The organism is Oceaniglobus trochenteri (assembly GCF_020529025.1).
GTDB lineage: Bacteria > Pseudomonadota > Alphaproteobacteria > Rhodobacterales > Rhodobacteraceae > Oceaniglobus > Oceaniglobus trochenteri.
The window spans coordinates 193,200-213,590 of sequence record NZ_JACNMM010000008.1 but is presented as its reverse complement, the minus strand read 5'-3'; the positions used below and the strand labels follow the sequence as shown (position 1 = coordinate 213,590).

Sequence of the window (20,391 nt, the reverse complement as noted above, 5' to 3'; positions counted from 1 at the left end):
CATCGCCCCGGGCGAAAGGCAGCCGAATCGGCCCTCATCTTTGGTCTACAAATATCCCACGGGGGTGTGGGGGTGTGAAACCCCCACAGGCGCGCCATCCGAACGACGCCCCGTCATCGCGGCTAGCGCAGCTTCAGCGTCGCCAGCCCGATCAGCGCCAGGATCAGCGAGATGATCCAGAAGCGGATCACGATCTGGGGTTCGGCCCAGCCGCGCTTTTCGAAATGGTGGTGGATCGGTGCCATCAGGAAGACACGGCGCCCCGTGCGCTTGAAGTACAGCACCTGGATGATGACCGAAAGCGCCTCGACCACGAAAAGCCCGCCGACGATGCCCAGCACCAGTTCGTGCTTGATGGCCACGGCGATGGCCCCCAGCGCACCGCCCAGGGCCAGAGAACCGGTATCGCCCATGAAGACCGCCGCCGGAGGCGCGTTGTACCACAGAAAGCCAAGCCCCCCGCCGATCAGCCCGGCGGTGAAGATCAGAAGCTCGCCGGTGCCGGGCACGTAGTGCACCTCGAGGTAGTCGGTGAAATCCACCCGCCCGACGGCATAGGCGATCACGCCCAGGGTGCCGGCCGCGATCATCACCGGCATGATGGCCAGACCGTCCAGCCCGTCGGTCAGGTTCACGGCGTTGGCCGCGCCGACGATGACGAACATCGCGAAGGGCACGAAGAACCAGCCAAGGTGCAGCAGCACGTTCTTGAAGATCGGAAAGGCCAGGTTGTAGCTGAGTTCGGGCGGATGAAACCACGAGGCCCAGATGGCGGCGGCGGCGGCGATGGTGAAGCCGATCAGCAGGCGCACGCGCCCCGAGAGGCCCGCATGGGTATTCTTGGTCACCTTGGCATAGTCATCGGCGAACCCGATCAGCCCGAAGCCCGCCGTCACCAGCAGCACCATCCAGACATAGGGGTTGTCCAGCCGGGCCCAAAGCAGCGTCGAAACCACCAGCGCCGACAGGATCAGAAGGCCGCCCATGGTGGGGGTGCCGGCCTTGGTCTCGATGTGGCTGGCGGGGCCGTCGTCGCGGATCGGCTGGCCATGGCGCTGACGGCGGCGCAGCAGGTCGATCAGCGGACGCCCGAAGATGAAGCCGAAGATCAGCGCCGTGAAGAATGCCGCACCGGCCCGGAAGGTGATGTAGCGGAACAGGTTGAAGACGTCGCCGCCATCAGAAAACTCGGTGAGCCAGTACAGCACTTATTCGGTCCCCCTTTGGGCGCGGCTTGCGCCCTCTCTGGCCGGTGCATCACCGGCCTGGGCGTCGCGATGGCCCAGTTTGCGGATGGCGTCAACAACCAGGCTGACCTTGATTCCCTTGCTGCCCTTGACCAGCACCACATCCCCCGCGTCAAGCAGGGAGTGGACGCGCGCCACCAGTTCGCCCGCCGCGTCGAACCAGAGGCCGCGCTTTTCCTCGGGCAACCGGTCGAACAGCGGCTTCAGGCGCGGCCCGACGCAGTGGATCACATCCGCCGCGCCCAGGGCCGGAACATCGGCGATGGCCAGGTGCATGGCCGCCTCGTCGGGGCCCAGTTCCAGCATGTCGCCCAGGATGGCGATGCGCCGCCCCTTGCGGATGCGCCCCACCCCCTGCACCGGCTGGCAGGCCGCCAGCACGTCAAGGGCGGCCGCCATCGAGGTAGGGTTGGCGTTGAAGGCATCGTCGATCAGGTCGATCGAAAGGGCCGCATCCTGCGGGTCGAGCTGTATCCTCTCGCGCGTGCCCCGGCCCAGCGGCGGCGTCCAGGTGGCGATGTCGCAGGCCATGATGTCGGGATCACAGCCCAGTGCCTCGCCGCAGGCAAGAACGCCCAGGGCATTCATGGCGAAATGCCGCCCCTGGCTCATCACCTTGAACAACAGCGGGCTGTCGCCGCGCAGCGCCTGCACCACCGTGGCATCCGCGCCCACGGTCACCTCGCGCAGGAGGTAATCGGCGGTATCCGCCCTGCCGAAGCGCAGGATGCGGGCACTGGCCTGCCGGGCGGCCTGCACAAGGATGTCGGTGGTGGGCAGGTCGGCATTGATGACGGCCACACCGTCGGGCTCCAGCCCCTGAAAGATGGCGGCCTTTTCGGCGGCAATCCCCTCGATGCTGTCGAAGGCTTCAAGATGGGCGGCGGCGACGGTGGTGATCAGCGCGACATGGGGCGCCGTCATCCCGGCCAGCGGCGCGATCTCGCCGGGGTGGTTCATCCCGATCTCGATCACCGCGAAATCGGTGTCTTCGGGCATCCGCGCCAGGGTCAGCGGCACGCCCCAGTGGTTGTTGTAACTCGCCTCGGCAGCATGGCAGCGGCCCTGGCGCGACAGGACCGTGCGCAGCATTTCCTTGGCCGAGGTCTTGCCCACCGAACCGGTGACGCCGATCACCCTGGCGCGGGTGCGCGCACGGGCAGCACGGCCCAGATCCTCGAGCGCTTCAAGAACATCCTCGACCACCAGAAGCGGCACGGTTTCGTCAACCTCGTCGGGGATATAGGACACCATGGCGGCGCAGGCGCCCTTTTCCATCGCCTGCAGGATGAAGTCATGCCCGTCGCGCACATCCGAAAGCGCAACGAACAGATCGCCGGGTTTCAGGGTGCGCGTGTCGATGGAAACGCCCGTGGCCTGCCATTGGTGCATCGACATGCCGTCGGTGGCGGCGGCCGCGTCGGCCGAGGTCCAGAGGACCGGCGCGCTCATGCGACGCGTCCGTCTAGGGCGGCGACGGCCACGCTGGCCTGTTCGACATCATCGAAGGGAAAGACCGAATCGCCGATGGTCTGGCCCTTTTCATGGCCCTTGCCCGCGATCAGCAGGGCATCGCCCGGCTCAAGCGCATCGACGCCGCGCAGGATGGCCTCGGCGCGGTCGGCCACCTCGCTTGCGTCGGGGTCCTGCGCCAGGATCTCGGCGCGGATCTCGGAGGGGTCTTCGTTTCGCGGGTTGTCGTCGGTGACGATGCGCAGATCGGCGTTGGCCGCCGCCGCGGCGCCCATCAGCGGCCGCTTGCCCCTGTCACGGTCGCCCCCGGCGCCATAGACCACAATCAGGCGGCCCATCACATGGGGCCGCAGGTTCGACAGGGCGGTGGACAGGGCATCGGGCGTATGGGCGTAATCCACGAAGACCGCCGCGCCATTGTCACGCGTCGCGGCAAGCTGCATCCGCCCCGGCACGTTCTGAAGGCCCGGCAGGGTGTCGAACACCCGGCCCGGTTCATCGCCGCAGGCAATGGCAAGGCCCGCCGCCACCAGCACGTTGTCGGCCTGAAAGCCGCCGATGAGATTCAGGCGCACCTGCCGCACCTGCCCGTTCCAGGAAAACCGCAGATCCTGCCCCGTGGCATCGAAACGCTGGCCCAGGATGCGCATGGCGGCATCCCCTGCCCGGCCCACGCGCAGAACGTCCTGGCCGCGCGCCTCGGCCACGGCCGCCATCTCGGGGCCGCGCGGATCGTCGATGTTGATCACGGCGATGGCATCATCCGGCAACACACGGGAAAACAGCCCCGCCTTGGCCTCGAAATACTCATCGAAGCTGGCGTGGTAATCCAGGTGATCCTGGGAAAAGTTGGTGAAGGCCGCCGCGCTGAGCGCGACCCCGTCCAGCCGCCGCTGTGCCAGGCCGTGGGAGGAAGCCTCCATCGCGGCATGGGTCACGCCCGCGTCGGAAATGCGCGCCAGCATCCCGTGCAGGGTAATCGGTTCGGGCGTGGTGTGCTTCAGCGGCGCCTCGAACGCGCCCTCGACGCCGGTTGTGCCAAGGTTCACCGCCGCATGGCCAAGCCCCGTCCAGATCTGGCGCACGAAGGTGGCCACCGATGTCTTGCCGTTGGTGCCTGTCGTGGCGACGATCACCTCGGGCTGACGTTCGAACCAGAGCGCGGCGGCCAGCGCCAGCGTCTGGCGCGGGTCTTCGGCCACCACCAGCGCCGCCGAGGACGAGGCAAGATCCTCGGCCGCGATGCGCGCGCCCTCGCGGTCGGTCAGGATCGCGCTGGCCCCCATGCGCAGGGCGTACTGGATGAATTCGCCCCCATGCACCCGGCTGCCGGGCAGTGCGGCGAACAACGCGCCCTCGTGTACGGCGCGGCTGTCCACCACCAGTTCGGTGATCTTCGCCTCGCGCCCCAATTGTGCCGTCAGACCCAGGTCGGCCAGGGTTGCCGTTCTGCCGCTCATGCCTCGTTCCATTTATTACTGGCTTGAGGTGAGTGTTACTTCAGGTTCGCCCACCTTTTCAATGATCGGCCTGAGCCCCAGAAGGGGGGCCGTGCGGCGGATCACCTCGGCGGCGACGGGAACGGCGGTCCAGCCGGCGGTGCGCTTGGGGCGGTCGCCGCTGTTGTCCGACGCCTCGTCCATGGACACGATCAGCGTGTACTGCGGATCAGAGGCCGGGAAGACCGAGGCGAAGGTATTGACGTTCTTGTCCTGGTAATAGCCGCCGGTGTGCTTTGGCTTGTTGGCGGTGCCGGTCTTGCCGCCCACCTCGTAGCCGGGCACCTTGCCGAAACTGGCGGTGCCGCGCACCACGACGGCGCGCAGCATGTCGCGCGCGGCAGATGAAACCCGCTTGGACACGATGCGTTCGCCCACCTTGAATTCATCCTTCTTGATCAGCGTGGGCTTCACCAGCGTGCCACCGTTCAGGATTGAGGAATAGGCCGCCGCCAGGTGCAACGGCGACGAGGCAACGCCGTGGCCGTATGACGCGGTGATGGTGGTGATCTCGCTCCAATGGCTGGGATAGAGCGGTTTCGCGCCCGAGGCTTCGACCAGTTCTACCGGCGTGGCATCCAGAAGCCCCAGCCGGCGCAGGAAGTCCTTCTGCCGGGTCGCGCCGATCTCCATCGCCATGTTGGCTGTGCCGACGTTGCTGGATTTCACGATGATGTCGGTGACCGAAAGTTCCGGTCCATAGTTGTGGCCGTCATATTCACCGATCCGGAACTTGCCCCAATAGAGGGGCGATTTCGTGTCCACCATGGTCGAGGGGTTGGTAAGGCCAAGCTCCATCGACTGGGCCGCCGCGAAGATCTTGAAGGTCGAGCCCAGTTCGTAGACCCCCTGCACCGCGCGGTTGAACAGCGGGCTGTCCGCCGGATCGCCCTTGAGAAGGGGTGCGGGGCGGTCGTTCGGGTCAAAATCGGGAAGCGAGACCATCGAGATGATCTCGCCGGTGTGCACGTCCATCAGGACCGCCGACGCGCCCTTGGCGTTCATCAGCTTCATCCCGCCGTAAAGCACCTGCCGCATGGCCGATTGCACCGACAGGTCGATGGAGAGTTGCAGCGGCTTGCCGCCCTGGGCCGGGTCGCGCAGATAATCGTCGAACTGCTTTTCGATGCCTGCCACGCCGATCACCTCGGCCGAATGCACGCCCTCGCGCCCGAAGCTGGCACCGCCCAGGATATGCGCGGCCAGCTTGCCATTGGGATAAAGCCGCATCTCGCGCGGGCCGAACAGGAGACCCGGATCGCCGATGTCATGCACGGCCTGTTTCTGCTCGGGGCTCAGCTTCTTGCGAATCCACAGGAACTTGCGCTTGCCGGTGAAATCCTCAAGCAGCTCCTTCTCGTCCAGCTCGGGGAAGATCGCCGCCAGCTCGCGCGCCGCGCGGGGCTTGTCGATCATGTTGGGCGGCTGGGCATAAAGCGAATGGGTGAACATGTTGGTGGCCAGGATGCGGCCATTGCGGTCGACGATATCGGCCCGCTGGGCGACGATAGCCGCACCCGAGGCACGGGCACGCGGCTCTTCCGCCTCGGAGGCCGACAGCAGCCCCATGCGCGCGCCCACCACGGCGTAGGCGCAGAAGAAGAACACCAGCAGGACAAGAAGCCGCCCCTCGGCCTGGAAACGCGACTTGTCGCGCATTTCCTCGTGGCGCAGGCGCAGGTTTTCGGCCTCGATGGCATCGGGGTTCTCGCCGGTTTCGCGGGCCTTGAGGATGCGCGCCAGCGGGCGCAGCGGGGTGCGGATCATGGCAGTTCTCCCTGCACGCTCACCGAGTTGTCGATCACGCCGCCCGGAATGCGGCCCGGCGTCAGCGGATAGCCCAGCTGTTCGACCCGGCCGAATTGTTCGGGGGTCAGGGGCAGCAGGCCAAGACGTTCGAAGTTCATGTTCACCAGATCGTTCAGCCGCTCGGGGCGGTTGAGATAGGCCCATTCGGCGCGCAGCACCGCCAGGGATTCGCGCCGCTGGCCGATCTCGCGCTGAAGCCGCTCCACCTCTTTCAATGCCTGCTGGGTCTTGTAGTTCTCATGATAGGCCCAGAAGGCCAGGCCCATGACGGCCAGTGCGGACATGATGAAGAAAATCGAACGCATTAGGTATCATCCCCCTGATGATCGTAACGTGGCAGACCCAGTGCGGCGCGGTCCACCGCCCCGGCGGGCGCCTCGGTGCGCCGCCCCACCCGCAGCCGGGCCGACCGGGCGCGGGGGTTTTCCGCCAGTTCCTGTTCGTCGGGACCGATCCCCTTGGACAGCTTTTCGAACCGGGGCTTTTCGGACACCGTTTCCGGGGCATAGCGGTTGGCATTGCCGCCCCCGCCGCTGCGGGCGGTGAAGAACCGCTTCACGACTCGGTCCTCCAGCGAATGAAAGCTGACCACGGCCAGTTGACCACCCGGTTTCAGCGCCCGTTCGGCGGCTTCCAGCCCCGCGACCAGCTGGCCGAATTCATCGTTTACGGCGATGCGCACGGCCTGGAACGTGCGCGTCGCCGGGTGGCTCTGCCCCGGCTTGGGACGGGGCAGGCACCCTTCGACGATCCGGGCAAGGTGGCGGGTGGTTTCGATCGCACCCTCCGCCCGGATCTTGACGATGGCCCGGGCGATGCGTCGCGCCGCCCGTTCCTCGCCATAGTGAAACAGGATATCCGAAAGCTGTGCCTCGGACGCGGTATTGACCAGATCGGCGGCGGATTGGCCCTGATCGCCCATCCGCATATCCAGCGGGCCGTCCTTCATGAAGGAAAACCCGCGCTCGGCCAGGTCAAGCTGCATGGAGCTGACGCCAAGATCCAGCACGACACCGTCCAGCGGCTCACCGGCCAGGCTGTCCATGTCCGAAAAGGTGCCCTGCACAAGGCGCAGCTTCTCGCCATGCTCACCGGCCCAGTCGCGCGCCATGTCAAAGACCATCGGGTCGCGGTCGACGCCGATCACCACGTCGGCCCCCGCAGCCAGCAGGCCCCGCGCATAGCCCCCCGCCCCGAAGGTGCCGTCCAGCCAGACGCCGGATACCGGCGCGACGGCGGCCAGCAGCGGGCGCAGCAGGACGGGGACATGGGGTTGGGCGTTGGGCGGCGAGGTGACCATGGGGTCAGTCCTCCAGGCCCGGAAGATAGACCGAGGGGTCGAGCTCGGGATCGAAATCCTCATCCTCGTGCAGCAGGGCGGCCGTATCGGCGGCATAGGTTTCGGGCTTCCAGATCTGGAAGGTTTCGCCGTTGCCCACGACTGCGGCCAGGCCCTCGATGCCCAGCTTCTCGCGCAGCTTGGCCGACAGGACGATCCGGCCCGTATCGTCCAGCGTGGCGGTAACCGCCTGGGTTGCATAGAGTTTCTGAAGCGCCGCGCGCTTGGCCGACCCGCGGGGCATCTTCGCGATCATGCGATGGACGCCCATCAGGTCCTTGATGGTGAAGACTTCCAGGTAGTTGCGGCGCTGATCGCCATAGACGATGGCCATGCTCGCGTTCTTGCCCGGCTCCCACTTGGGGTCGCCCTCTTCAAGTTCACGACGGAAATCGGCCGGTATCGACAAGCGGAACTTGCTGTCGATCTTGTTCTCGTGTTCGCCGATGAACACTCCAAACACGGCCTGTTTCCTTCTTTGTCCCGCCCCCGAATGCGTGTATGCTGTCCCGTGAAACGGAAAACGGCGAACGGCGAACCGTACTGCTGCCACTGTACGGTCCGCCGCCCTCTACCCGTTTCCGGGGTTGTCCGACTGCGCGCGCCACCTGGGGGGATGTCTGCTCGCCCGCGCGCCGGATCTCGTTTGTCCGTTACCGGACGGTGTGTCGAAGAAAAGTGTGTGCCTGTATGAAGCTAAGCCTCTGTTTTTATTGGTTGCGGTTGAAGTCTTTGTCGCTCCGTCCCGCCTGCTCTTCGATGTAGAAAGGGATGCCATGGGAAATCATGGGAAGCAACTATAAATCGCCGCGCAGGTGGTCGGTTGCGCCGTTCCCTGTGGCGATTTTGGCACATTTTCTGTAAAAAATCTGCGGCCACGCACACAACCTAGGCTAAGCACACCCGCATCCATACCAAATATAGTGTTGCAGAAAATTCGCGCCCCTAGGGTGCAATGCGGCCCGAAATCCGCAGGACTCGACCTATCCGATTAAACCACGCCGCCAACTCCCCCGGAATCGGGGGAATCACGGCGCCGTGATTCGGGGTTGAGCGTGGTTCGCGCCCTAGAATCGGGGCACAGCCATGGGGCGCGGGCGGGAATCGCCGTCCGATTCCGCGAAACGGGGGGCCGCTCCCAGCCCGCACCCATGGTTTCCCAAATCAGATCTCAGGCAACGCCCTGCCCGACCAGCCGGGCGGCCAGCGCGGCATAGGCCTCGGCCGCCTCGCCCTGGCCCGCCGCGATGGGCGTGCCGCTGTCCCCGGCCAGACGCACATCGAGGTTCAGCGGCAGTTCACCAAGGAAGGGAAGGCTCAGCTTCTCGGCCTCGGCCCGCACACCACCTTCGCCGAAGATATGGGATTGCCCCCCACAATGGGGACAGACGAAGACCGACATGTTCTCGATCAGGCCCAGAACCGGGGTTTTCAGGGTGCGGAACATGTCCAGCGCCTTGCGCGCATCCAGAAGCGCAACGTCCTGGGGTGTCGACACGACAAGGGCGCCCGTCACCGCATAGCGTTGGCAGAGGGTCAGCTGCACATCGCCCGTGCCCGGCGGCAGGTCGATCAGCAAGACGTCGAGTTCGCCCCACTGCACCTGCCCCAGCATCTGCTGCAAGGCCCCCATGAGCATGGGACCGCGCCAGACCACCGCCTTGTCCGGGTCCAGCATCAGGCCGATGGACATCAGCGTCACGCCATGTGCCTTCAGCGGGACGATGGACTTGCCGTCGGGCGAGGCCGGCCGTGCGTTCACGCCCATCATCCGCGGCTGAGACGGCCCGTGGATATCGGCATCCAACAGGCCGACCCGCCGGCCCTGACGCGCCAGAGCCACGGCGAGGTTCGACGAGACGGTCGATTTCCCCACCCCGCCCTTGCCCGACCCGATAGCGATGATATTCGCAATGCCCGGCAGCGCCTGCGGCCCGCCCTGGGACGGCGTGGGATGGCGCCCCAGCTTGAGGTTGGGCGCGGCGGGCGGCTGTTGATGGGCGGTCAGGATCGCCGACACGGTGTCGACGCCCGGCAACTCGCGCACCAGCTTTTCGGCGGCATCGCGGATCGGGCCCATCTTGCGGGCCACCTCGGCGGTGGGCGCCTCGATGACGAAGCGCACCGCGCCGCCCTCGACCGCAAGCGCGCGGATCATGTCGGCCGATACAAGGCTGCGGCCATCGGGCAATCCCAGCCGGGACAGGGTTGCAAGAACCTCTTCGCGCGTGATCGACATGCTGCCTCCTTCTGAAAACCGGGTTCACCATGCACCTTTGCACCCTGACGGCAAGCCGGATCGCCCGCTTGCGGCAGGGGCGCCAAGTGCCTGACTTTAGGTCAACATTACGTATGCACTTGCTGCATAGCAGCATTGAGCCTTTCCGGGATTGCGCAGGTGCAGCATATGCCTATTTTCAGTCTCAACAGAACACGGGGCGCACCGGCGCCCAGATACGCAAAGAGGTTTGAGACATGGCTTATATCACGAACACCCACGGCGCCGCCCGTTCCGACATCATGGGCCGCACGGCCGCCTTCTTCAAGAACATCGGCGAGCGCATGGAGCAGTACCGCACCTACCGCCGCACCCTGACCGAGCTGTCGCAGCTGAGCGAGCGCGAACTGGCCGACCTGGGCATCAACCGCGCGATGATCAACACCATTGCAACCGAAGCCGCCTACGGCGCCTGAGGTTCAGGAATCAGACGGCTCCACCTCCTCCCGGGGTCTTCTGTTTCTTGCGGTGACACCCACCTCCTCCCGGGTGTCGCCGCATTTTTCTCCTGGGGTTCGGGCGTAGATCGCCCCCATCCCGACCAAGATCCGCAGGTCTTCTCCTCCCATTGGACCTGTCGATGAAAGCGGTGGCACTCACCTCCTCCCGGGTGTCACCGCGCAGTTTCAGGGGTTCGGGCGAATGTCGCCCCCATCCCGACCAGATCCGCAGGTCTTCTCCTCCCATTGGGCCTGTCGATGAAAGCGGTGGCACCCACCTCCTCCCGGGTGTCACCGCGCAGTTTCAGGGGTTCGGGCACAAGTCGCCCCCATCCCGACCAAGATCCGCAGGTCTTCTCCTCCCATTGGACCTGTCGATGAATGCGGTGGCACCCACCTCCTCCCGGGTGTCACCGCGCAGTTTCAGGGGTTCGGGCACAAGTCGCCCCCATCCCGACCAGATCCGCAGGTCTTCTCCTCCCATTGGGCCTGTCGATGAAAGCGGTGGCACCCACCTCCTCCCGGGTGTCACCGCGCAGTTTCAGGGGCCACGGCCCCAGCCGGTTCGCACACCCCTCCTCCCTTAAGGGTGTGCGCTGCGAAGAACGGCGGCGCCCACCTCCTCCCGGGCGCCGCCGTTTTTTTGTGTCGATCGGCGGGCGGAGCCAACATGGCGAAATTCCGGTTATGTCGGGACAAGGGATCGACCAGCGCGATATCGAAGGGCCGGCGGCGCACCTGCGACAGGGCATTGTCAGGGTTGTGATTGGCGGTCGCGCCGCGACCTGCCCGCGCAAACGCAGATTTCCAGCGCGCGCCGTCGCATCGCCGTAAACGATCAAGACATCCATCTTCGGTTACTACGGGTCGGTTCCGGTCCGGCACCCAATCTGGACGATTCGGGTAAAGCAACCGCCAGGATGACCTGCCGAATTCTTCAGAACGGCACGTCGTCGGCCCGGGCCGCATCGACGACAAACCGCGCGACAACCTTCTTCGCGCCCGCCTTGTCGAATTCGATGTCCAGCTTGTCGCCCTCGATTCCCATGACCGTGCCATAGCCGAACTTGGTGTGAAACACGCGGTCGCCCTGAGTGTGGGCCGCCGTTGCTGTCGAATCGATGGTCATGTTCCGGCTTTCGCGCGGCTGGCTCATCGGGCGGTTGGCGCTGCGGCTTTGCATCCGCTTCCAGCCGGGCGAGTTGTAGACGTTCGCCTCGGCCGCCTTCTGGTGAATCGTGCTTTGCGCCCCCATGGCGATGCTGGGGCTGGCCTGCGCCGCCATGCCCGCCGCGCCATATCCGCCCCCGTAAAGCCCCGGGGGCGTCAGGACATCGACATGGGCCGCCGGCAATTCGTCGATGAAACGCGAGGGCAAGGCCGATTGCCACTGGCCATAGACCCGCCGGTTGGCCGCAAAGCTGATCGTGGCCAGACGCTCGGCCCGGGTGATGCCGACATAGGCAAGGCGGCGTTCCTCCTCCAGCCCATTCAGGCCCGATTCGTCCATGCTGCGCTGGCTGGGAAACAGCCCGTCCTCCCAACCCGGCAGGAAGACGACGGGAAACTCCAGCCCCTTGGCGGCATGCAATGTCATCACCGACACCTTTTCGCCGCCCTGTTCGCTGCCGTTGTCCATGATCAGGCTGACGTGTTCCAGGAACCCTTGCAGGTTGTCGAACTGTTCCAGCGCCTTGATCAGTTCCTTCAGGTTTTCCAGCCGCCCCGGGGCCTCGGGCGTCTTGTCGTTCTGCCAATGGGCGACGTAACCCGAATCTTCGAGAATCTGCTCGGCCAGTTCGATATGGCTGACCGGGGGCCGGGCCGGTGCGTCAACCTCGATCACGTCGTCGGCATCCGTGGCGACGGTCGGGCGGGTGAGGTCGTGCCAGCGCGCGATGCTGTCGATCAGATGGCGCAACTGGTTGGCGCCCTTGCCGGTGATTCCCTTGTCGGCCAGCAGGATGCGCGCGCCATCCACCAGCGAAACGCCATGGTTGCGGGCGGTGATCTGGATGTTCTGTTGCGCCTTGTCGCCAAGCCCGCGCTTGGGGGTGTTCACGATCCGCTCGAACGCCAGGTCGTCTTCGGGCGAAACGGCCAGGCGGAAATAGGCCATGGCATCGCGAATCTCGAGCCGTTCATAGAATCGCGGCCCCCCGATCACGCGGTAAGGCAGGCCGATGGTCAGGAAACGGTCTTCGAACGCGCGCATCTGGTGGCTGGCGCGGACGAGAATCGCCATGTGGTCAAGGCTGACCGGGTCGATGCCCCGTGTGCCACGCTGCAGCGATTCGATCTCCTCGCCGATCCAGCGGGCCTCCTCCTCGCCGTCCCAGTGGCCGATCAGGCGCACCTTCTCGCCGTCCTCTTCCGCCGTCCACAGCGTCTTGCCCAGCCGCCCCTGGTTGGCGTCGATCACGCCCGAGGCGGCGGCCAGGATGTGGGGTGTCGAACGATAGTTCTGTTCCAGCCGCACCACATGGGCGCCCGGAAAATCCTTTTCAAACCGCAGGATATTGCCCACCTCGGCGCCGCGCCAGCCATAGATCGACTGGTCGTCGTCGCCCACGCAGCAGATGTTCTTGTGGCTTTGGGCCAGCAGGCGCAGCCACATGTACTGGGCCACGTTGGTATCCTGGTATTCGTCCACAAGGATGTATTTGAACCAGCGCTGGTACTGTTCCAGCACATCGGGGTGTTCCTGAAAGATCGTCACCACATGCAGCAGCAGATCGCCGAAATCGGTGGCATTCAGGGTTTTCAGACGCTGCTGGTAGTAATCGTAAAGTTCGGTCGCGCGGTTGTTGAAGGCCCCCGCTTCGGCGGCGGGCACCTTGGCCGGGGTCCAGGCGCGGTTCTTCCAACCGTCGATGATATTGGCCAACTGGCGGGCGGGCCAGCGTTTCTCGTCGATGTTCTCGGCCACGATGAGTTGTTTCAGCAGGCGAATCTGGTCGTCGGTGTCCAGAATCGTGAAGTTGCTTTTCAACCCCACCAGTTCGGCATGGCGGCGCAGCAGTTTCACGCAGATGGCGTGGAAGGTGCCCAGCCACGGCATCCCCTCGACCGTCTGACCCAGAAGGCGGCCCACGCGATCCTTCATTTCGCGGGCGGCCTTGTTGGTGAAGGTCACGGCCAGAATCTCGTTCGGGCGGGCGCGGCCGGTCATCATCAGGTGGGCGATGCGGGCGGTCAGGGCCTTGGTCTTGCCGGTGCCTGCCCCGGCCAGCATCAGAACCGGGCCATCCATGGTTTCCACGGCCTGGCGCTGTGCCGGGTTCAGATCGTCAAGATAGGGAACGGGGCGCGCCGCCATGGCCTGGCGGCTCAGCGGCACGGCGGCCTCGAAGGCATCGCTTTCGTCAAAACTGCTCATGGCGGATACTATAGTATAGGGGCCGCGCGAGGAAAAGCATTGTTCGCCAAATGTTCCGCAGCTTTCCGCGCCTGCCCACTTGCCCGCGTCGGGGTTCCGGGCGATGAGAACGCATGAGCCTCGATCATCGCTTTCCCGCCCTGGATGACATCCGCCGCCGCGCCCGCCGGCGCCTGCCCCGCTTTGTGTGGGAGTATCTGGACAGCGGCACCGGCGATGAAACGGCGATGCCCCGTGCCATGGCCGCATTGGATGCCATCACCCTGGTGCCGCGTGCCCTTGGTGGGGCACCCAAGCCCGATCTTTCTGTGCGCATGATGGGGCGCGACTATCCCCTGCCCTTCGGATTTGCCCCCGTGGGCATGTCGGGCCTGGTCTGGCCCGATGCCGAGGTGACGCTGGCCCGATCCGCCGCGCGCCATCACATTCCCTTCGGCCTGTCGACGGTGGCGGCGCAGACGCCCGAACACCTGGCGCCCCATATCGGCGATCAGGGCTGGTTTCAGCTATATGCCCCCGGCCAGCCCGAAATCAGGCGCGACATGCTGGCCCGCGCCCGGGATTCGGGGTTCCACACCCTGATTCTGACGGCCGACGTTCCGGTGCCCAGCCGCCGCGAAAGGTTGCATCGCGCCGGGGTGACGAACCCCATGCGCATGACGCCCCGCATCCTGGCACAGGCGGCCATGCATCCGGCCTGGGCGCTTGCCACACTGCGCAGCGGCATCCCCACCCTGAAAACGCTTGAGAAATACGGCGACACCCGCACCTCGCGCAGTGGTACCGAACATATCGGGTATCAACTGCGCACGGCGCCCGACTGGGCCTATCTTGAAACCCTGCGCCGGGAATGGGACGGCGCGCTGGTGGTCAAGGGCGTGCTGCACCCCGGCGATGCCGCGCGCATTTCCAAGATCGCCGATGCGGTCTGGGTGTCGGGCCATGGCGGGCGGCAGTTCGATGCCGGGCCCGCGCCTGCCACCGTCCTGCCCGCGATCCGCGCCGCCGTGGGCCCCTCGTTTCCGGTGATCGCAGATGGCGCCGTGCGGGCGGGCACCGATATCCTGCGCCTGATGGCGATGGGCGCCGATTTCGTCATGCTGGGCCGTGCGCCGCACTGGGGGCTTGCGGCCTTCGGCGCGGCGGGGGTCGATCACGTCGTGCATGTGCTGCGGGCCGGGCTGATTGCCGACATGGGCCAATTGGGGCTGGGCCGCCTGGTGGCGGGCCTGGATCAGACGGCGGGATAAACGACCTTGCCATCACCGCGCACCTTTGCGTCCGGCGTCATGTCGGCGGCATCTATCCGCCCCGCGCCCATGAGGTGATCGACAGCTTCGCCCCTTGCCAGAAGATGGTCGGTGATGATGCGCCGGTGACAGCGCCACCAGACGGCCTCGGAGCACATCATCGCAAAGCGGCTTTCGCGGCCAAGCGCCAACAGGTCGTCAAAGGCGGCGGCAAAATCATCCCCCAGCGCGTAATCCGCATAATCCTGGAAGCTTCGCACCCGCCACATGGCGTTCACGTTTTCCCCCACATCCTTCTGACGGGCGCGCCGCCCGCCCAGTGCAGGCATGTGAACATAACCGATCTGCACCTTTGCCAGATCATCGGGCAGGCTGTCGGTGTTGAAGGCCGGGTTGCTGCGCGAACGCGGAAATGACCGCACATCGACAATGCGCGCGATGCGGCCATCGCGCAAAATGTCGATGAACTCCTCAAGGCTCCGGTTCGAATGGCCGACCGATGCAAATCGGGTCTCCATCAATCGATCTTCGTCAGCGCATTCTCTTTGTGCGCCGCGACATGGTCGGTCTTGTCGCTTTCGATTTCATACTGCGGTTCGTCCTTGCTGGCGCGCCGCTGATGCCCCTTGTAGGTGAAATCGCTTTCGTGGATCTTGCTGATCTTGCCGGTGACGTGTCCCGCTTCCGAATTCCAGCGGACATGGTCACCTACGGAAAACCTGGCCATGACATCTCTCCTTTCCTCAGGAAAACACCGGCTGGGCGGCCGAAGTTCCGCCCTTGAGGGGCCTCTCATTTTTCCGCTTTCCCTGCCGTCACATCCCGTTATTCTGCACCTGCAAAATGGGAACGAGAAAAAGACATGGCAGACTTCAAGAAAATCCTGATCGCCAACCGCGGTGAAATCGCCATCCGGGTGATGCGGGCGGCCAACGAGCTGGGCAAGAAAACTGTCGCCGTCTATGCCGAGGAAGACAAGCTGTGCCTGCACCGCTTCAAGGCGGACGAGGCTTACCGGATCGGTGAGGGCCTTGGCCCGGTGGCGGCCTATCTTTCCATCGACGAGATCATCCGCGTGGCCAAGATGTCGGGCGCCGACGCCATTCACCCCGGTTACGGCCTCTTGTCCGAGAACCCCGATTTCGTCGATGCATGTGCAGAAAACGGCATCACCTTCATTGGCCCCAAGGCCGAAACCATGCGCGCCCTGGGCGACAAGGCCAGCGCGCGGCGCGTCGCGATCGAGGCGGGCGTGCCCGTCATTCCCGCGACCGAGGTTCTGGGCGAGGACATGAAGGAAATCGCCAAACAGGCCGAAGAGGTCGGTTATCCGCTGATGCTGAAGGCGTCATGGGGCGGCGGCGGGCGCGGGATGCGCCCGATCAACGGCCCCGAAGAGCTTGAGGAAAAGGTGCGCGAGGGCCGCCGCGAGGCCGAGGCCGCCTTCGGCAACGGCGAAGGCTACCTTGAAAAGATGATCATGCGCGCCCGCCACGTCGAGGTGCAGATCCTGGGCGATCAGCACGGCGCCATCTATCATCTGTGGGAACGGGACTGTTCGGTGCAGCGGCGCAACCAGAAGGTTGTCGAACGCGCCCCCGCCCCCTACCTGACCGCCGCGCAGCGCGAAAAGCTCTGTGGGCTGGGCAAAAAGATCTGCGAACATGTGAACTACGAATGCGCCGGCACGGTCGAGTTCCTGATGGACATGGATTCGGGCGAATTCTACTTCATCGAGGTGAACCCCCGCGTGCAGGTGGAACATACCGTCACCGAGGAAGTGACCGGCATCGACATCGTGCGCGCGCAGATCCTGATCGCCGAGGGCAAGAGCCTGGTCGAGGCCACCGGCACCCCGTCGCAATACGATGTGCAATTGCGCGGCCACGCCCTGCAATGCCGGATCACCACCGAAGACCCGCAGAACAACTTCATTCCCGACTATGGCCGCATCACCACCTACCGCAGCGCCACGGGCATGGGCATCCGGCTGGACGGCGGCACCGCCTATGCCGGCGCGGTCATCACCCGGTATTACGATTCGCTTCTGGTGAAGGTGACGGCCTGGGCGCCGACGCCCGAAGCCGCCATCGCGCGGATGGACCGCGCCCTGCGCGAATTCCGAATCCGCGGCGTGTCCACCAACATCGCCTTCGTGGAAAACCTGCTGAAGCACCCGACCTTCCTGAACTACGAATACCACACCAAGTTCATCGACCAGACGCCCGAACTGTTCGACTTCAAGAAGCGGCGCGACCGGGCGACGAAGATTCTCACCTATATCGCCGACATCACGGTGAACGGGCATCCCGAAACCGCAGGGCGGCCGAAACCGCCCGCCGATGTGAAAACCCCGATTCCCCCCGCCCTGCGCACCGATTCGCCGCGTCCGGGCACCCGGCAGATCCTGGAAGAGTTCGGCCCCGCCGCCGTGGCCGACTGGATGGCCGAGCAGAAACAGCTGCTGATCACCGACACCACCATGCGTGACGGGCACCAGTCGCTGCTGGCCACGCGGATGCGCAGCATCGATATGATCAAGGCCGCGCCCGCCTATTCGGCCAACCTGCCACAGCTTTTCAGCGTCGAATGCTGGGGCGGCGCCACCTTCGACGTGGCCTATCGTTTCCTGCAGGAATGCCCCTGGCAGCGCCTGCGCGACATCCGCGCCGCCATGCCCAACCTGATGACTCAGATGCTTTTGCGGGCCAGCAACGGCGTGGGCTATACCAACTATCCCGACAACGTGGTGCAAAGCTTCATCGCGCAGGCGGCCAAGTCGGGTGTCGATGTGTTCCGCGTCTTCGATTCTCTGAACTGGGTCGAAAACATGCGCGTGGCCATGGATGCCGTGATCGAGGCGAACAAGGTCTGCGAAGGCACGATCTGCTATACCGGCGATCTGCTGGATCCCGAGCGCGCCAAGTATGACCTGAAGTACTATGTCGGCATGGGCAAGGAGCTGAAGGCGGCGGGCGCCCATGTTCTGGGCTTGAAGGACATGGCCGGGCTGCTGAAACCGGTCGGCGCCACCATGCTGATCAAGGCCCTGAAAGAGGAAGTGGGCCTGCCGATCCATTTCCACACCCATGACACCGCGGGCATCGCCTGCGCCACCATCCTGGCCGCCGCCGAAGCTGGGGTGGACGCGGTGGATTGCGCCATGGATTCGCTGTCGGGCAACACCAGCCAGGCCACCCTTGGCACCATCGTCGAGGCGCTGGCCCATACCGACCGGGAAACCGGGCTGGACATCGGCGCGGTGCGCGAGATTTCGAACTATTTCGAAGCCGTCCGCGCCCATTACGCGGCGTTCGAGTCGGGCATGCAGGCCCCCGCCTCCGAGGTTTACCTGCACGAAATGCCCGGCGGCCAGTTTACCAACCTCAAGGCGCAGGCGCGCAGCCTGGGGCTTGAGGAACGCTGGCACGAGGTCGCCCAGACCTATGCCGACGTAAACCGCATGTTCGGGGATATCGTGAAGGTCACGCCGTCATCGAAGGTGGTGGGTGACATGGCCTTGATGATGGTGGCCCAGGGGCTGACCTGCGATCAGGTCGAAGACCCCAAGGTCGATGTCTCCTTCCCCGATTCCGTCATCGACATGATGCGCGGATCGCTGGGCCAGCCGCCGGGCGGGTGGCCCAAGAAGATCCAGAAGAAGATCCTCAAGGACGAAAAACCCTTCACCGACCGCCCCGGCAAGCACCTGAAACCCATCGACCTGGAACAGGCCCGCGCCGAGGCGGCCAAGGCCGTGGGCGGCGATGTGGCGATCGACGACGAGGATCTGAACGGATACCTGATGTATCCCAAGGTTTTCGTCGAATACCGCACCCGCAACCTGGAATACGGCCCGGTGCGTGTCTTGCCGACGCATACCTTCTTCTACGGCATGGAGGACGGTGAACAGATCACCGCCGAGATCGACCCGGGCAAGACGCTGGAAATCCGCTGTCAGGCCATCGGCGAGACCAACGAAGAGGGCGAGGCCAAGGTGTTCTTCGAACTGAACGGCCAGCCGCGCCTGATCCGCGTGCCCGACCGCAAGTTCAGCGCCGCCAGCGCCAAGCGTCCCAAGGCCGAGGTGGGCAATCCCGCGCATCTTGGCGCCCCGATGCCGGGGGTGGTGGCCACCATCGCCGCCCAGGCCGGCAAGAAGGTGAAGGAGGGCGATCTTCTGCTGACCATCGAGGCGATGAAGATGGAAACCGGCATCCATGCCGAACGCGCGGCAACGGTGAAGGCGGTTCATGTGACCGCCGGTGCACAGATCGACGCCAAGGACCTTCTGATCGAATTCGAATAGGCGGATTTCACATCGCTTTCCGACGCCCCGACCGAAAGGCCGGGGCGTTTTTCGTTGCCCCCTCCGCACGCCGGAACAGTCATTCGCAGGGCAGCGACATTTTTTGCCCTTCGGGGCAAATTTCCACTTGCAGCCCCCCGCCAGACTGAGTATTCCGCCACACAAGGAAGCGGGCGTAGCTCAGGGGTAGAGCATAACCTTGCCAAGGTTAGGGTCGGGCGTTCGAATCGCCTCGCCCGCTCCAAAATAACCGAATACCCACGGTTAGTTAGACAAGGCCGCCTTCGGGCGGCCTTTCTGTTTTCCGGTCTCGAAACTCCTGCCTTTCACGCCGGGACCGGCACGTCATGGCGCGCCCCCTACCCGGCCACAGCCCGGCGCGGGGCCCAATCGGGGGCTGAGACAATCGTGTATCGGCCGATCGTCACTCGGGCGCCTGCCCATCCGTGACAGCGCCCGCGCTGCGCAATGCCTCGCCCGAACGGCGCACCACCTCGGCCATTGTCGCCAGTTGGGCCGCAAGCGGACTGGAGCGGCGCCAGACCATGCCGATGGTGCGGCTGGGCCGGGGCCGGGCGAAACGCGCCACCGCCACCGGCGCCGACCGGGTTTCGACCGGCACCGCCATTTCCGGAATAAGCGTCACCCCCACACCGGCGCCCACAAGCTGAACCAGAGTGGCCAGCGAACTGCCGTCCAGCCCGTCACGCGGCAAACCCGAATGGACATTGCAGAAGGCAAGCGCCTGATCCCGAAAGCAATGCCCCTCTTCCAGCAGCAACAGGCGCATCCGAAGCAGGGTTTCCCCATCCGGCACCGGGCGGTGCGCATCCGCCCGGGGGCGGACCAAAACGAATTCCTCCTCGAACAGCGGTTCCTCCTGCAAGGCAGGTTCCGCCACGGGCAGGGCCAGGATCGCGGCATCAAGACGGCCCTCGCTCAGTTCTTCGAGCAGGCGTGGGGTCAGGGTTTCGCGCACATGCAGGTCGATGCCGGGATAGGCCCGCCCCAGATCGCCGATCAGCCGTGGCAGAAGATAGGGGGCAACGGTGGGAATCACCCCCAACCGCAGCCGCCCGACCAACCCGTCCCCCGCGGCGCGCGCCAGGTCGGTCAATTCATCGACACTGCGCAGGATGTCCCGCACTCGCTGGCCGAAAGCCTCGCCAAAGCTGGTCAGGCGCACTTGTCGCGGGCCGCGCTCGAACAACGGGGTGCCGAGGGCGTCCTCCAGTTCCTTAATCTGCATCGACAAGGCCGGTTGCGAGATTGCGCAGGCATCGGCGGCCCGCCCGAAATGGCCATGGCGGGCCAAAGCCTCGAAATAGCGGAACTGCTTGAGGGTGACGTTGCTCATCAGGAAAACTT

General features: G+C 65.1%; 15 protein-coding genes and 1 tRNA gene. 4 read left to right on the top strand and 12 right to left on the bottom strand.

Features of this window, described 5'->3' with window-relative positions; all coding sequences use genetic code 11:
* Positions 1-122 precede the first annotated feature (122 nt).
* From mraY to H7828_RS15060, 8 genes are all read right to left on the bottom strand, one after another.
* Positions 123-1,208, bottom strand: coding sequence for a phospho-N-acetylmuramoyl-pentapeptide-transferase (gene mraY / locus H7828_RS15095; protein ID WP_226781889.1), 1,086 nt, complete (start codon positions 1,206-1,208; stop codon positions 123-125).
* Complete coding sequence (locus H7828_RS15090) at positions 1,209-2,699, bottom strand: UDP-N-acetylmuramoyl-tripeptide--D-alanyl-D-alanine ligase (protein ID WP_226781888.1); 1,491 nt, start codon at positions 2,697-2,699, stop codon at positions 1,209-1,211.
* Positions 2,696-4,180 (bottom strand): UDP-N-acetylmuramoyl-L-alanyl-D-glutamate--2,6-diaminopimelate ligase, encoded by a 1,485-nt coding sequence (locus H7828_RS15085; protein WP_226781887.1) that lies wholly within the window; start codon positions 4,178-4,180, stop codon positions 2,696-2,698. Before H7828_RS15085 ends, H7828_RS15090 begins: the two co-directional genes overlap by 4 nt.
* A gap of 15 nt (positions 4,181-4,195) precedes the next feature.
* Positions 4,196-5,986: a peptidoglycan D,D-transpeptidase FtsI family protein gene (locus tag H7828_RS15080; RefSeq protein WP_226781886.1), complete on the bottom strand. Its 1,791-nt coding sequence runs from the start codon at positions 5,984-5,986 to the stop codon at positions 4,196-4,198.
* Positions 5,983-6,333, bottom strand: a complete 351-nt coding sequence (gene ftsL / locus H7828_RS15075) for a cell division protein FtsL (RefSeq protein WP_226781885.1) — start codon at positions 6,331-6,333, stop codon at positions 5,983-5,985. Before ftsL ends, H7828_RS15080 begins: the two co-directional genes overlap by 4 nt.
* The gene (rsmH, locus tag H7828_RS15070; RefSeq protein WP_226781884.1) at positions 6,333-7,328 is read right to left on the bottom strand and encodes a 16S rRNA (cytosine(1402)-N(4))-methyltransferase RsmH; all 996 of its coding nucleotides are present in this window, start codon (positions 7,326-7,328) and stop codon (positions 6,333-6,335) included. Before rsmH ends, ftsL begins: the two co-directional genes overlap by 1 nt.
* A gap of 4 nt (positions 7,329-7,332) precedes the next feature.
* A complete protein-coding gene (gene mraZ / locus H7828_RS22945; RefSeq protein WP_226781883.1) occupies positions 7,333-7,830 on the bottom strand; it encodes a division/cell wall cluster transcriptional repressor MraZ in 498 nt (165 codons plus the stop codon).
* A gap of 708 nt (positions 7,831-8,538) precedes the next feature.
* Positions 8,539-9,606 (bottom strand): Mrp/NBP35 family ATP-binding protein, encoded by a 1,068-nt coding sequence (locus H7828_RS15060; RefSeq protein WP_226781882.1) that lies wholly within the window; start codon positions 9,604-9,606, stop codon positions 8,539-8,541.
* 236 nt (positions 9,607-9,842) lie between these two features.
* Between H7828_RS15060 and H7828_RS15055 the strand changes: the two genes are divergently transcribed.
* Positions 9,843-10,061: a DUF1127 domain-containing protein gene (locus H7828_RS15055; protein WP_226781881.1), complete on the top strand. Its 219-nt coding sequence runs from the start codon at positions 9,843-9,845 to the stop codon at positions 10,059-10,061.
* Between the two features lie 961 nt (positions 10,062-11,022).
* Here H7828_RS15055 and H7828_RS15050 read toward each other — a convergent pair.
* Positions 11,023-13,464, bottom strand: a complete 2,442-nt coding sequence (locus tag H7828_RS15050; protein ID WP_226781880.1) for an ATP-dependent helicase — start codon at positions 13,462-13,464, stop codon at positions 11,023-11,025.
* Positions 13,465-13,577: 113 nt separating this feature from the next.
* Between H7828_RS15050 and H7828_RS15045 the strand changes: the two genes are divergently transcribed.
* Positions 13,578-14,714, top strand: a complete 1,137-nt coding sequence (locus H7828_RS15045) for an alpha-hydroxy acid oxidase (RefSeq protein WP_226781879.1) — start codon at positions 13,578-13,580, stop codon at positions 14,712-14,714.
* On the opposite strand, the gene H7828_RS15040 is transcribed toward H7828_RS15045, so the two are convergent.
* Both H7828_RS15040 and H7828_RS15035 read right to left on the bottom strand, forming a co-directional pair.
* Complete coding sequence (locus H7828_RS15040) at positions 14,699-15,232, bottom strand: DUF488 domain-containing protein (RefSeq protein WP_226781878.1); 534 nt, start codon at positions 15,230-15,232, stop codon at positions 14,699-14,701. The genes H7828_RS15045 and H7828_RS15040 overlap by 16 nt on opposite strands.
* Entirely contained in the window at positions 15,232-15,441 is a 210-nt protein-coding gene (locus H7828_RS15035) for a hypervirulence associated TUDOR domain-containing protein (protein ID WP_226781877.1), read from the bottom strand. The genes H7828_RS15040 and H7828_RS15035 overlap by 1 nt, the downstream gene beginning before the upstream one ends.
* A 135-nt stretch (positions 15,442-15,576) precedes the next feature.
* On the opposite strand from H7828_RS15035, the gene H7828_RS15030 reads away from it, so the two are divergent.
* Together H7828_RS15030 and H7828_RS15025 are read left to right on the top strand one after the other, a co-directional pair.
* Positions 15,577-19,023 (top strand): pyruvate carboxylase, encoded by a 3,447-nt coding sequence (locus H7828_RS15030; protein WP_226781876.1) that lies wholly within the window; start codon positions 15,577-15,579, stop codon positions 19,021-19,023.
* A 169-nt stretch (positions 19,024-19,192) separates the two neighbouring features.
* A tRNA-Gly gene (locus tag H7828_RS15025) sits at positions 19,193-19,267 on the top strand.
* Between the two features lie 180 nt (positions 19,268-19,447).
* Here the strand turns inward: H7828_RS15025 and H7828_RS15020 are convergent.
* The gene (locus H7828_RS15020; protein ID WP_226781875.1) at positions 19,448-20,380 is read right to left on the bottom strand and encodes a hydrogen peroxide-inducible genes activator; all 933 of its coding nucleotides are present in this window, start codon (positions 20,378-20,380) and stop codon (positions 19,448-19,450) included.
* Positions 20,381-20,391: the final 11 nt, after the last annotated feature.